12 protein-coding genes and 1 pseudogene are annotated in these 12,763 nt (G+C 56.9%); 3 read left to right on the top strand and 10 right to left on the bottom strand.

What is annotated here, in order from left to right:
• The first annotated feature begins 86 nt into the window (after positions 1–86).
• The 3 genes from V8324_RS19810 (at position 87) to V8324_RS19800 (ending at position 6,011) form a co-directional block, all read left to right on the top strand.
• A complete protein-coding gene (locus V8324_RS19810) occupies positions 87–2,285 on the top strand; it encodes a hypothetical protein (RefSeq protein ID WP_336421633.1) in 2,199 nt (732 codons plus the stop codon).
• The gene (locus V8324_RS19805; protein WP_336421632.1) at positions 2,285–2,488 is read left to right on the top strand and encodes a hypothetical protein; all 204 of its coding nucleotides are present in this window, start codon (positions 2,285–2,287) and stop codon (positions 2,486–2,488) included. The genes V8324_RS19810 and V8324_RS19805 overlap by 1 nt, the downstream gene beginning before the upstream one ends.
• A 322-nt stretch (positions 2,489–2,810) precedes the next feature.
• A complete protein-coding gene (locus V8324_RS19800; protein ID WP_336421631.1) occupies positions 2,811–6,011 on the top strand; it encodes a LamG-like jellyroll fold domain-containing protein in 3,201 nt (1,066 codons plus the stop codon).
• A 205-nt stretch (positions 6,012–6,216) separates the two neighbouring features.
• Here the strand turns inward: V8324_RS19800 and V8324_RS19795 are convergent, their stop codons facing one another.
• The 10 genes and pseudogenes from V8324_RS19795 to V8324_RS19750 form a co-directional block, all read right to left on the bottom strand.
• Entirely contained in the window at positions 6,217–6,450 is a 234-nt protein-coding gene (locus V8324_RS19795; RefSeq protein ID WP_336421630.1) for a hypothetical protein, read from the bottom strand.
• 19 nt (positions 6,451–6,469) lie between these two features.
• The gene (locus tag V8324_RS19790) at positions 6,470–6,688 is read right to left on the bottom strand and encodes a hypothetical protein (protein WP_336421629.1); all 219 of its coding nucleotides are present in this window, start codon (positions 6,686–6,688) and stop codon (positions 6,470–6,472) included.
• A gap of 14 nt (positions 6,689–6,702) precedes the next feature.
• Positions 6,703–8,010, bottom strand: coding sequence for a relaxase/mobilization nuclease domain-containing protein (locus V8324_RS19785; protein ID WP_336421628.1), 1,308 nt, complete (start codon positions 8,008–8,010; stop codon positions 6,703–6,705).
• Entirely contained in the window at positions 8,007–8,423 is a 417-nt protein-coding gene (locus tag V8324_RS19780) for a hypothetical protein (RefSeq protein ID WP_336421627.1), read from the bottom strand. The genes V8324_RS19785 and V8324_RS19780 overlap by 4 nt, the downstream gene beginning before the upstream one ends.
• A 403-nt stretch (positions 8,424–8,826) precedes the next feature.
• Positions 8,827–9,273: a hypothetical protein gene (locus V8324_RS19775; RefSeq protein WP_336421626.1), complete on the bottom strand. Its 447-nt coding sequence runs from the start codon at positions 9,271–9,273 to the stop codon at positions 8,827–8,829.
• Complete coding sequence (locus V8324_RS19770; RefSeq protein ID WP_336421625.1) at positions 9,270–9,476, bottom strand: hypothetical protein; 207 nt, start codon at positions 9,474–9,476, stop codon at positions 9,270–9,272. The genes V8324_RS19775 and V8324_RS19770 overlap by 4 nt, the downstream gene beginning before the upstream one ends.
• Before the next feature lie 66 nt (positions 9,477–9,542).
• The gene (locus V8324_RS19765; RefSeq protein ID WP_336421624.1) at positions 9,543–9,800 is read right to left on the bottom strand and encodes a hypothetical protein; all 258 of its coding nucleotides are present in this window, start codon (positions 9,798–9,800) and stop codon (positions 9,543–9,545) included.
• A gap of 29 nt (positions 9,801–9,829) precedes the next feature.
• On the bottom strand, positions 9,830–11,500 hold the full coding sequence (locus V8324_RS19760) for a DNA methyltransferase (RefSeq protein ID WP_336421623.1): 1,671 nt from the start codon (positions 11,498–11,500) through the stop codon (positions 9,830–9,832).
• A gap of 80 nt (positions 11,501–11,580) precedes the next feature.
• Positions 11,581–11,952: pseudogene (locus V8324_RS19755) on the bottom strand (type IIL restriction-modification enzyme MmeI); the annotation flags it as partial.
• A 444-nt stretch (positions 11,953–12,396) separates the two neighbouring features.
• Positions 12,397–12,687: a hypothetical protein gene (locus V8324_RS19750; RefSeq protein ID WP_336421622.1), complete on the bottom strand. Its 291-nt coding sequence runs from the start codon at positions 12,685–12,687 to the stop codon at positions 12,397–12,399.
• Positions 12,688–12,763: the final 76 nt, after the last annotated feature.

Raw genomic sequence — 12,763 nt, 5'->3', positions numbered from 1 at the left:
CCTCCGCATAAGACACGTCGTTAGCGACGTCGTTATGCACGTGTCTTAGCCCATCTGGGCAAATGCGGGCAGGCGGTGCCAACCGGGTGATTACGTTCAATGCAGAATATCGCGTGAACATGGTCTGCGCGGGCAATACGTTTCAGGCAATGGGGCCGTTTATCGACCCAGCGGCAGATCTCACGAGCACATCGCAACAAAATGTCTCGGAGTATTTTGCGGAGCTAGGCGCGACAGATGATACCACCTGCGGCATCAAACAAGACGGCTCGATCTGGTGCTGGGGCGCCGATAACGAAGGAAAGCTCGGGAATGGTGGTCCTACTAGTGGCTCCACGGATCCTTCTATCAGCACTCCAACCCAGATCACCTTCTCTGGAACCTTCAGTGATCTTCAAATGAGCCGGAATAGCTGTGCTCTTAGGGATGATGGTAAAATATTCTGCTGGGCCCGTTTTCGCTGGCACTGGACGTCTTCACCGACCAATCAGTCGCACGGGCAAACATGGAAAGACATAAATGCCGGAGGATATAGTAGCCTGTGCGCTATCAGGAGCGATGATCGTCTTTTTTGCTGGGGATCGCACTCGTCAACACCGTTAGAGATTGTTGGCGGCGGCACATGGAAGCAAGTCGAGGGCGGCTGCGCTATAAAGATGGACGACTCCATTTGGTGCGGGTTTGGCTCTGGCGGTACACCGGTCCTGAAATCTGGCGGAAATAACTGGAAGGAGCTGTTTGACGGTCCTTGCGCCATAAAAGATGATGATACGCTATGGTGCTGGGGGTCAGATGGCTGGGGGCAGCTCGGAAACGGCGGAGGTGGTGATGCCGCCGAGCCCGAAGAGATATCTATCGGCGGCACATGGAAAACGATTGATCGAAGCCGTCATGCTTGTGCAATTCGACTTGATGGTTCTCTTTGGTGTTGGGGAGCGAACAACACTGGACAACTCGGTGATGGCACCACAAGCAGCAGGCAATCTCCGGTAAACATCCAGCCAGGGACCAAGTGGCTTGAGGTTGCCGTGACGACAAACAATAAGAGCGCTGGCCATACCTGTGCGACAAGACTAGATGGCGCACGCTTTTGCTGGGGGGCAAATGACAATGGCCAGCTCGGGAATCTTTCATCACCTGCTAATATCACTAACATGACGGCTATTGATGATACGGGTAACTATACGGCGATATATTCTTCCGACAGTGCTGCCTGCGCCCTTCGCGTTGATGGAACCTTGTGGTGTTGGGGCAGCGATGCCAGTGGTGTACTTGGCAATGGTGCAGGAGGAGGCGGCACGGCGCTTTCTGAAGTTGACGGAGGGGGGACATGGAAATCGGTTGGAATGTCAACCACTGGCCCGAACGCGGAACATGCCTGCGCGATCAAAAGCGACGATACCTTATGGTGCTGGGGTGCAAATGACCACGGCCAGGTAGGTGTCGGAGTTACAGGCGGCGATTACCAAAGTCCGGTGCAAGTTTCGCCCGGCACAACTTGGAAAATGGTCGCAGCGGGCCACTGGCAGAACGGCGACGGGCACACTTGTGCGATCCGCAGCGACGACACCCTATGGTGCTGGGGTATTAATTCTGAGGGGCAGCTTGGCATTGGCTCAACAGTAGATCAAAATGCGCCCGTTCAGGTATCCGTCGGCACAACATGGAAGTATGTTGATTTAGGCTCGTCTAGGAGCTCATGCGCTATCAGAAGTGATGACCGACTATACTGCTGGGGCGTGAACAAGGATGGAAAGTTTGGAAACGGAACCTATAGTAGTTCGAATGTTCCCGTAGTGTCGGGGACCGCAACATGGAGCTCGATAGAGTCAGGGTCCAGAACATCATGCGGTATTCAGTTGGATGGCTCGTATTGGTGCGCCGGTGTCTATAATGGAAATACGTTTAAGCCATATCAAACAGGGCAGACATTTATCCGGCAAGGTGCGCAAGGCGACGAGAGAAGCCACATATGTGCAATGCGAAGCGATGACACATGGTGGTGCGGAGTCAGTACGGCCAGTTTTTCCCAACTTGACGGGGGGCCCTGGGTTGATGTCGCAACGCTTGGAGGCAATACCTGTGGGATCCGCGTCGGGGGTCAGATATATTGTAAAGGCGCCGCCAATGCTGTTTTGGGGTTTTCCTGGAACACGACTGAAACCGCGCTCACGCTCGGCGACTGCGGCGCACCCATAACGCAATCTGGCGGCATCCGTTACCACGCCGCGACTAATAGTATGACCTACTGTGACGGTGTTGGTTTCCGCACCATCGGCAAGTAATGCCGCCGTCTTGGCGTCTTGCCGAAGACCGGCAACCGCTTCCCTTAACCGAAACCGGTTATCGCTCGCACTTCCTGCCCGGCGGCATCGTCGAGGACTATGGCGGCGTTGAAGGCTACGTGCGCGTCTGGCTCGATCATGAGGCCGAGAGCCCGGACTGGAAAAAGCGCAAGGACGCCGCGCGGCAGATGTCGCTGTTCTGATCTTCCATGATCGCGCTCGCCACACCGGCGGGCGCGATCAAAACGGCAGTACAAGGCGTCCCAATGTTATCCACGGCCAAAGTAGGCCGATGGACACACACTTCCGCATACCCCGTAATTATCTCGGCCAAGGCAAACGCTTTTCTTTGATAGCTTGAGATAAATAAAATATTGTTCTTTAATAAAATTTAAGTAACTATTGGTATGGTAATTAATGCAGGTGTTTATGAGGTTATTAATATTTATATTTGTCTATCTAGTATTCGCCCCGATCAACGCATATGCCGCTTGTTCGAACCCTACCGGCGTGCCTGGGGAGATAGTGTTTAACGGCACCCACAACGTACCGCAATATTGCGATGCCAATGACAACTGGATCGGAATGAAGCCAGCTCCGGTTTTGAACCCAGCATCCTGCCCAGATATTGCCGATAGATGTAATGATGGCACGATATATGTCGGCACTCTGGATTATGGCTTCGGGGCCGAAAATATATATCTCTACGATAAAGATTACGGCGGAGCATGGAAAAACTCATTTGGTGAAATCGACCTCGTTCCAAACTCTACTCAAGATGGCCGCGCAAATGTAATGAACCTCAAGGACGATATTTCCAATTATCCCGCATTTCAAACATGCCATAATCTTGAAGCGAGTGGCCATGATGATTGGTATCTACCAGCCTCCGATGAGCTGATGCTTCTTCGAGCAAGCTACTCAGCCATAAATGCCATCTCAAATTCTTCACTAGGCTCGCAATATTACTGGGCTTCTACAGAAAATTCAGCAAGCGATGGGCGGCTGCATAGACTAAGTAACACGCAAAACGCAGGCAACAGAAAGAATATTAACTTTTACAGATACAGATGTATCCGTCGCGAGAACATTCAATACACCCAAATCGTCCCCGACGGTCTGATCGGCCATTGGCGATTGGATGAGACATCCGGCACTACAGCCTATGACAGTAGTGGGAATGAGAATCACGGGACTTACAAATATGCGGTAACTAATTCGAATAATGAAATTGGACAAGTAAGTCGAGCCTTGGATTTTGAGGGGACAGATGGGTATGCTAATATTCCGTACGATCTGTCACTGCACATCCCCACAGATTTTACGATAAGCGCTTGGGTACGGCCAGAAGACACAGACACAAGCACCTTTGGCGATCCAATTTTTCATAACACTAGAGGAGGTGGGTCTGAAGACGGGATATATGTAAGTTGGAAATGGCAGGCCACGAATGGAAGATTCTGCATAGTCTCAATAGCTAGTGATGATTGGAATTACTCCGAAGACTTTAGTTGCGGGCTCGCACAGTTTGACAATAGTAAATGGTATTTTGTCATGATCATCAGGTCGTTGGGTATCAATTTCTTGTATGTTAATAATGAACTATATCATACTTTTACGACTGACTTTAGCGATAGTCAGGTGAACCCATTCAGGATAGGAGGATGGCATACATCTCGCTACTTTGATGGCCTTATCGACGATGTCCGTATTTACGACCGTGTTCTGAGCGAAGACGAAATGCGCCAACTCTACCGCGCCACCGACGGCATCCGCTATAACGGCGACTTTCGGAGGTATGAGTATTTCGACGGCAACCGTTTTGTGTCTATGACGCCGGATTGGGGGGAAGTGGATGAAGGGCCGATTTATGACTGTGGCTCCCCCGGCGATTTGTGCGGGGACGGCAGCTATTATGTTGGGCCCTCACCGGATGGTAACGCGCCGATGTTTGCGACAAGTGTTGCCCATGAATCCACGCAATCATGGAATAACGATACCACCAACTGGTTTCGGACCTATTTTAATGATAACAATGACGGTCAGAGCAACACGAATTCTCTGGCCACGGCATCTGATATCGGCGCGCCTTACAACGCCGCCACCTATTGTTATAATCTAAGCGCACACGGTTACGATGACTGGTATCTGCCCGCTCAGGAAGAGCTGAGATTATTTTATGATGGCGGGCCTGTTATAAGCGATCTGGACACATCCGGTGCAAAACACTGGTCATCAACAGAACTCAATAATAATGAGGGCGACAACCGCGCCCAACATTTTCGCCTCGACAATCAAGTTATGGGAAGCACAGGGGACAATAAGGATGATGACAACCTTGTCCGCTGCGTCCGCAAAGGCAACCTGACCATCACCGGCACCGGCGGCCTTGCTCTACATATGAAAATGGATGAAGCCGTAGGAACAACAATGGTGGATGCCGTTAATGGCATCACTTTCAACATCGAAAACACGCACGCGGATACGGCCTTGACGCGCGGCCCTGTTGGCAATGCCTTCGATTTTTTACAGCCTGACGCCCGCCTTTATGCTGTCGACCCGGCTGTCCAGCCACTGCAAAGTATTTTCGCCGACGGCGGTAGTATTTCGCTTTGGGTAAACCCGGTAGAAGGTGACGATGTATTTTTAAATCTTCTTGGTTTTAATATTCGACACAGAACCGGTGCATCAGATGAGCTTGGCTTTTGGTTTTCAAAGAGTTTTTCTGGTGGCACGGCGCAATGGCGGACTTCAGATACAACGCCTGACATTCCCTACAATGACTGGAGCCATCTAGTTCTTGTATATAATCAAGATGATACAGCTAATGATCCAATCCTCTACATTAATGGTATAGAAGCATCACCCTTGCCGGAGACGACGGCGCCCTCCGGAGCGGCAACCATGAGCGCTGATGGCAGAATTGCTATCGGGGCTGGACTATCAGGAACAGGACCGATTGAAGGGATGATAGATGATTTACGTATGTATAACCGCGCATTGTCGGCTAGCGAAATCACCAAACTCTATCAAATGGGCACGCCCGTGGGCTCCTCCACCGCCCTGCCGCAGGGTTGCCCGAATATCGGCGATGTGTGCGATGATGGGAGCATTTATGCGGGGCTATCGGCGGACGGCAGTGTGGAGATGTTTGTCTCAACATATCAAGCTGAAAATCCCAGCGTTGCATATAACAATGGCAATAGTTCTGGATATACGGTTACTGGTTTGCTAAATGGTGACACTGGTGAAGACAACACCAATGCTGCTGTTACTATTGATTCTGACTCTGATACGGATGGTTTTCAGACACATCTGGCAGCGCAATACTGCTATGACCTTGTTTCCAGCGGTGCAGACGATTGGTATTTACCTGCGTCTAATGAGTTGGATTTGGCTTTGACCAGCCTTCATACTGGGCAGCATGACGTCCATTACTTCGACATAGACGGCGGGGTGTACTGGACCTCGAATGTCGGCGGAGGTGAGGATACCAACCCGGATAAAGGTAATCGTAGGCTAATTAGAAGTGATGGTTCAATAGGTGTAGGTTGGCGCCCCAAACACGCAACCAACACCCGGGCACGCTGCGTCCGCAAGGGGCCCGCGCCGCGCTGCGCGGATCCCTACGGCGTAGAAGGACAAATGGTTTACAACACCGACCATGACGTCGTGCAGTTTTGTGATGGTGCGCGGTGGATCGGGATAGGCAAGTATAGCCCATAGACAATTTTTTCGTTCCTTAATATCGAATTTCCGATCCGTTTCCGCCTGACCTGACGATAAACGTCCAGCCGGGCTGACCTTCCCGACAGATTTGTGAGGGAGGGCGAGGCCGAGAGCCCGGACTGGAAGCGCCGCAAGGACGCCGCGCGGCAGATGTCGCTGTTCTGATCTTTCATGATCGCGCTCGCCATTCCGGCAGGCGCGATCAAAATGGCAGGCTATCATCGCCATCATCGGCTTGGGCCGGGATATCGATGGAGACTGCACAATCGCGCAGCAAAGCCTCGCGCGCCTCTTCCAGCTTCGAGTCCAGGAAACCGATATAGGCTTGGCGCAGCGCGATACGCACTTCTTCTTCCACGCTAGTGCCATGGGCGCGGGTCATCTCATCGAGATAGACGCCGATCTCCGGCGGCAACGTCATGCAATAGTTTTTCATAGGCTGTCCTCTAGCCGGATCATGTCGGCGAAAAATCATCCCTGTCCGGATCGGTGCGCCGTACGGCGCGCGGCTTGAACTCGGGCACCAGCACGTCGGCCTTTTGCTTGTAGTGGGCATGCGCCAGCCGGATGGCAAAGCGCACTGTATCGTCTGCAGCCAGCCGGAAATGGCGGCTGAGATCATCGAGCTGCTGCGCGTGCCGCTCGTCCAGATTGAGCATGAGTGTGTGTCTCATGATGGTTCTCCTTTCTAGTTTGGTGAAAAATCATTGCCGCGATCCCTTCCGCGCGTCTGATCGCGCGTGCGGGTGCGGTTCTGTTGTTTGCTGTCCTGCCGCTCCGGCACACGGCCAAGCTTGATGGCACGTGCGACATCCTGATTGAGCTCCTGAATTCGCGCCTGCTGCTTTTGCCGCGTGAGCTTGACCTGGCGCTGCAAATTGCGCCGTTCCGCCAGCTGTTTGCGGATCGTCTCTTGTTTTTCGGCGCGGTCGCGCTGGCGCGCACGCGCAATCTCGGCCTCGTTCTCTTTCCTGATCTTGCTGTTCTTGCCGGTCACCCAGCCCCAAAGGCCGCGAATGCCTCTTGGCGTGCGGGCTGCACGCTTCCTTTCTTCGGCCAGCCAGCGCTGCTCTTGCTGGCTTTTGAGTTGTTCGCGGGCGCGGCGCTGTCGCTGCACCATCTGCTCGCGGTGAAACTGCGCCGCCAGATTTGCCTTTTCAGCTTTGGCTTGCTCTTCCTTCGCCCAGGCCTTCAGCTTGGGCGTGAGCCGTTCGCCGATATACGCCTTGGCCTCATCCACCGAGAGCAAGTCTTTCGGATCGCCGAGGCGGGCTTTCAGTTCCTTGGTCTTTGCGCCGCTCATCCGGCTCAGCGAATAGGTCTCGCCGCGCCAGTCCACGGCAACAAATCCGCGCTTGTCGCCGCGAGCGAGCCAGAGCCCTTTATCCCGCAACGCCGACTCAAAGGCTTCGCGGTTGTCAGAGCTCGCCCAGCATTCGCGGATCAGGGTTTTGGTGAGTTTGGGGTCTTGTTTGGTGCGCTTGGCTTGCTGCCATTCTTCCAGTGTGAAAGCGAGCGGATCACGCGCAGCGCGATCACGGAAGCCGTCCGGCATTTGCCAGCCATGCTCAAGGTAAAGCTCGCGCGCAACTTCGTTGAGGCGCGTCTTATACCAGGGCAGGTTGATCGCCTTCATCTCTTCGCCATCGATCCGGCTCCAGACGGCATGGGCATGACGCCTGCCTTCTTTCTCGTGGAAGACAATCGCGCGGGGCTGGCCTTCCAGGCCGAGCCTGCCTTCGATCCGCTCAATCGCAGCCTCAAAGACTTCTACCGGTACATCTTCATGCTCGGGCGGATTGAGGCTCAGCGAGAAGAGATGTTTCTGGCAGCGCGTGCCACGCGCGATGGCTTCGCTTTCTTGCATCGCGCCCACCAGATCACCAGCGGCAAAACCGCGAAGATCATGAAGCTCGACATGCTCATTGTCGCGGGCGTTCAGCAAATGGTTCGCCAGTTCCTTGCCGTGTCCGCGTTCGTTACCTTTGAGGATCATCGCGCACCGCCTTTCAGGCCGAGCGCTGAAACGAGTTCAGCGCGCATCTTGGCGATCTCGGCGCAGGCTTCCCGCAATTCGTCTTCTATCTCGGGATGGACTGGCAGCGTGCCGGTGTTCACCGCCCGCGCCAGTTGGTTGAGGTTGGAGGAAAGTCGAGACTGTCCGAGCGCAGCCAATACCCGCGCGAGAGCCTTGTGATCCTGAACCGGCGCACCACCGCGACGGCGGGATTTGGGCAGTTCCCCTGCGAACAGCACCGACTTGATATACGCGCCCAACGGCTCGCCGCCCGCGGCCGCTTCCAGCTTGGCGCGTTCCTCGAAGGTCAAGCGCAGCGAAAACGGCGCTTCGCGTTTGCTGCTTTTCTTGCCTCCCGATAAGCTATTGAATTCATGGCGCGAATGTGTCATCATCGCACCTCAGATCGCTTAGATCATGCTGTGCAAGATGGATTTCCCACTCTTGGAGCGTGTCGAAGAGAGAGTTCAAACTTTCTCTCTCTAGGCGCACCATAATATCCGGATAAGCTACTGAATAGTATGTATAAAATGGCCTAATCGGCTGAGCGTATCCCCCTAATTATACACCCTTTGCCGCGTGCTTGTCGGCCATTAGAGCCCGTTTTCGGGCAACCGGACTGTAGCGCTCGCCGCTTGGGATGCGCGCACTGTGAACGCGGCTTCACTTTCGTTCGGGTCGCGTGAAAGCGTGCCGCCACCCGTCACCAACGCCGCGCGGGCTTCGCCGCCAGGTTCGCAAATAAAAATGACAGCAGGCCCGCCATCGGCACGGCCCCGCTTGCCTTCGAGCCGGTCAAGTCGCGTTCGCAGCGTTGCCATTTCCGCCCCCTTCCAATGCCACCACGCGAGCTTCGAGTTCCGATGTTTCGAGCGTGCGCCGGAAGGTCTCCACAAGCCCCATGATATGCGCCCCCTCGGTCGGGGTTAGATCGCCCAGCGCCACCGCTTCCACCACCGCGCCAGCAGCTTTTGCCGCATCGCGCGCGGTTTCCATGCGGGGCAGGTCGAATTGCACCGGGGCGTCACGCCTTGGCGGGGCGATGCGTTCGAGGCATAGGCGCAGCGCCGTCCCGTCGCCTTCCAGTGCCATTGTCACGGCTTGGCGGGTCAGGGCTTCGGGTTCACCGTCCAGAAGCGCCAGCGCGGCCTGTGTGGACTTATGGCGGGTGCCCCTTGGCTTGCCGGGGTTGCCGGGCGCAAAGGTGCCATCCGTATTGCGTCCGTTTTTTCGGTCGGTCATGCGCGCCCCCGTACCACATCCGCCGCGCGTACAATGGCTTGCAGGTCTGAGTCGGCCAGCGATTGCGGATAGGTGCCTGCCGCCTTCGCTGCCATGATGCGCGCGGAAATATCGGGGGGCAAGTCGATGTCCAGCGACTCCCCGGCCACGGGGGCCGGGTGGATGCGTTCAAGCTTTGCGATGCGTGCGCCGATGCGTGCCATTTGCTAATCTGCTAACTGTTATTTGCAAAGGCATACCGCAAAACGACACCCCGCGCCAACGAAAGGTCATTTCCTGTCGTCGCTATCCTCCAGGCGCTGGCCAATTTCGGCAATCATCCAGATCACCAAACCCACGACAAACGCCATTGTTCCCTGATCTACCGCTTCACCGCTTGTCTTTGTTCCAAGAAAGGTCCGCGAGGCCAATTCCATGGCTTCAAGGTCTTCGGTGCCGAAAGCTATAAAAAGCCCCATGGCAACACGCAGCAGCCCGAGAATGACGGCAAGAATGCCAACCCATTTTCCCAATTTGAAAGCAAACATAGTTCAGGTCTCCAAAGGTTCCGGGTAGGTCAAACGGCGAAGCGCCCGCCTTCGGTCGTGCGGGCATGGCCCAGCGCGCTTAGGCTTTCCAGAAGGGGTTGCACGGTGCCCGCGCGGCCACGGTGGAATTGGCGGGCAACCTGTTCGGGGGTGGCTTCGCCAAGGTCGGCAAGGGCTGTCTGCACCGCCGCGATCTGTTCGGGCAGGGATTTGGGCCATGGGGCCTTTTGCGTCGTGTCCTTTGGGCCGATGTCGAGCGCGGCCTGGTCGCCCTTGGCCTGTGCGGCGCGGCCTTCGGGGTTCTGGTAATCGTGGCGCAGCCAGCGGACGTGCCCGCGCGCTTCCTCGGCGGCTCGTTCGCGGTTCAGGTCCACCAGCCGGTGCAGGATTTCATCATCCGAAAGGTTGGCGGGCCAGCCATAGGCGTCGGCCACCGCCGCGTCGATCTGGTCATGCAGGTCGCGCAGGATGCCCACCAGTCCCTGGTCATAGATTTCGCGGTCCTTGCCCTCGATCCGGTCGCCCGCGCGCAGCTTTTCCAGCACGTTATACATGGCTGTGAGGGTCAGCTTCGGGTGTGTGCCCTGACAGGCCAACACCGCGTCGCGGTTCTCGATATTGCGGAAGTCGCGCAGCACGGGTTCCGACGGGCTGGCCTTGCCATGGGTGCGGAAATGCCATTGCAGATAGCCGATCCACAGCACCAGTTCGGCCACCGCCGCCGCCCACGGGTTCAGTTCCAGCCCCAGGAATTGGTGCGGGTCCACCGTGTGCCCGGCCAGCGATAGCGCCGCCTGTTCCTCGCCCAGTTCGGCCAGAAGCGCGGTCACTTCGCCTTCAAGGCGTTTCATCAGTTCGAGCGCGACATAGAGGAAGTTGCCCGAGCCGCAGGCCGGGTCCAGCACGCGGATTTCGCAAAGTTGGGCATGGAAGGTGCGCACCGTGTCGCGGGCCTGTTCCATCTTGCCCGCGTTCGCCAAGGTCAGCGCCGCCGCCTGCACGTTCCGCCAGTCGGCGCGCAGCGGGTCCATGATGGTCGGCACCACCAGCCGTTCGACATAGGCGCGGGGGGTGTAATGCGCGCCCAGCTTGTGGCGCTGCCGCTTGTCCAGCGCGCGTTCCAGAAGGGTGCCGAAAATGGCGGGTTCGACTTCGCGCCAGTCCTTTTGCGCCGCGTCGATCAGCAAGGATAACTGGACTTCGGACAGTGGCAAGGCGTCGGCTTCCTTGAAAAGCCCGCCGTTGAAGCGTTTGAGGTCGGTTGTCAGCGCGGCGGAAAAGCCGCCCGTGTTCATGGTTTCCCACAGCGCCTTGAGCGCGGGGGCCGCGTGTTCGGGATGCCCGCGCAGGCGCGTCAGAAGGTCGGTGAAGCTGCCATGCGGGATAAGGTCCACATCCTCGGCAAACATCGTGAACAGGCACCGCATCAGGAAGTTTGCCACGGCGTCGGGCTTGTGTCCTTGGCCTTCGAACGACTTGCCCAGCGCCGCCAGCCGGTCGGCCACTTCGCGGGTGACTTGCGCCGCAATCTTCGACGGGTCGAGGGCGTGCGGGTCGGTCCATATCTGGCGCAGGCGGTCGCGGGTCGCCTCATCGCGCAGGTCATCCATGGTGATGCGGTAGCGGTTCCCGTCCGGGTACTGGGTATATCCCTGGCCCTGCCCAGAAAAATCCGCGTAAACCTCGATGACGTGCCCCACGTCCACAATAAGCAGGAAAGGGGCCAGCCATCGGTGCGCGACACGGCGCGGGCATAGCCATCCGCCTGATTGCGGGCGCGCATCATGGTGTCATCCCAGCCCCGCGTGCCGCGCGTGCCATGGCCCTTGCGGGTGGCTTTGGGCAGGTCCGCCAGCAGAGGGGCTTGGGCGTCATCCTCGGGCTTGTCGGCGGTGACGCCCTGTTTCGCTTCCATGACGAAATGGCCAGCGCGGTAAAGGTCGATGAAGCCGCGCGTCTGGCTTCCCGTGTGAATGAAGGTCACGGGGTGTTCGAAGTGATAGGCTTTTGCGGATGCGGTTTCGGTTGCCGGTGCAGGGCGGGGCACGTCCAGCAGGTCGCACAGTTCGTTCGCGAAGGTCTGGAAATTGGCCCGCTCGCTGCCCCCGGATTGCTGCCAACGGGCTATGAAATCTTCAATCTGCAAAACCACACCCCTGTAACCTTGGTACAGATCATTCTTGCAACGGCTGCAATGAGATAGAAAGGGGCTTTGGGAAATAGATATATTTCGTTTCGTCAGCCATCACCCCATTGCCTTGTGATGCCGTTCCAGTGCCGCCCGTTCGGCCCGTGCCGTTCCCAATCGGTCAGCGTGCGCCACGCGTCGAGCGAAACAACGCGGCCCGTCCATGTCAGGACACGCCCGCCAGGGCTTTCGCCATAGGGTGCCGGTGCGGGGTTATCCGGCTTCGCGCTGGGCTGGGACGATGCGACACTTGCGACAGCCGCGATACGAAAAGCGGGGTTTTGGGCTTCGGGGCGTTGCGACACTTGCGACATTTGCGACACGGGGCGCGCAGTCGGGGCTTGTGTCGCAGTTGTCGCAGAAGTCGCGGGGGGCTTCCCCGCGATTTCCACCAGCTTGGCTTGTGCATCAAACCACATCGCGCACCCCTTTCACGATTCTCCATGCCTCTTTCCGCGCCGCACCGCGCACCACGGCCCCCGCTTCCAGCCGCACCAGCCATCCATGCTTTTCGAGGATGCCCAGCGCCGCCCGAGCCCTTGGGCTATCGCGTAAAGAGTTCGGGCCACCGTTCACCACGTCGCGGGGCATGACTTCGGAATGCGGCCACCTTTCCAGCAGCCAATTGCGCAAGGTTTCGGCCCGGTCGATTTCCGCCGATACGGTCGCAGCGCTTGCCAGCTGCGCATTCCGACACATTCGATCACGTGTTCCGACGACATATGATCAGCCATTCCGACGTATCCGATCACCGCGAGATGACGCCGTCGGGCGT

Source organism: Roseovarius sp. D22-M7, assembly GCF_037083785.1.
GTDB lineage: Bacteria > Pseudomonadota > Alphaproteobacteria > Rhodobacterales > Rhodobacteraceae > Roseovarius.
This window is presented reverse-complemented; position numbering and strand designations above follow the sequence as displayed.

Bases quoted from the DNA above. Each gene is read 5' to 3' on its own strand.
- V8324_RS19795 (WP_336421630.1), bottom strand. From the start codon at position 6,450: ATGAAAAACTATTGCATGACGTTGCCGCCGGAGATCGGCGTCTATCTC.
- V8324_RS19780 (WP_336421627.1), bottom strand. From the start codon at position 8,423: ATGACACATTCGCGCCATGAATTCAATAGCTTATCGGGAGGCAAGAAA.
- V8324_RS19775 (WP_336421626.1), bottom strand. From the start codon at position 9,273: ATGACCGACCGAAAAAACGGACGCAATACGGATGGCACCTTTGCGCCC.
- V8324_RS19770 (WP_336421625.1), bottom strand. From the start codon at position 9,476: ATGGCACGCATCGGCGCACGCATCGCAAAGCTTGAACGCATCCACCCG.
- V8324_RS19750 (WP_336421622.1), bottom strand. From the start codon at position 12,687: ATGTGTCGGAATGCGCAGCTGGCAAGCGCTGCGACCGTATCGGCGGAA.
- V8324_RS19805 (WP_336421632.1), top strand. From the start codon at position 2,285: ATGCCGCCGTCTTGGCGTCTTGCCGAAGACCGGCAACCGCTTCCCTTA.
- V8324_RS19765 (WP_336421624.1), bottom strand. From the start codon at position 9,800: ATGTTTGCTTTCAAATTGGGAAAATGGGTTGGCATTCTTGCCGTCATT.
- V8324_RS19790 (WP_336421629.1), bottom strand. From the start codon at position 6,688: ATGAGACACACACTCATGCTCAATCTGGACGAGCGGCACGCGCAGCAG.
- V8324_RS19785 (WP_336421628.1), bottom strand. From the start codon at position 8,010: ATGATCCTCAAAGGTAACGAACGCGGACACGGCAAGGAACTGGCGAAC.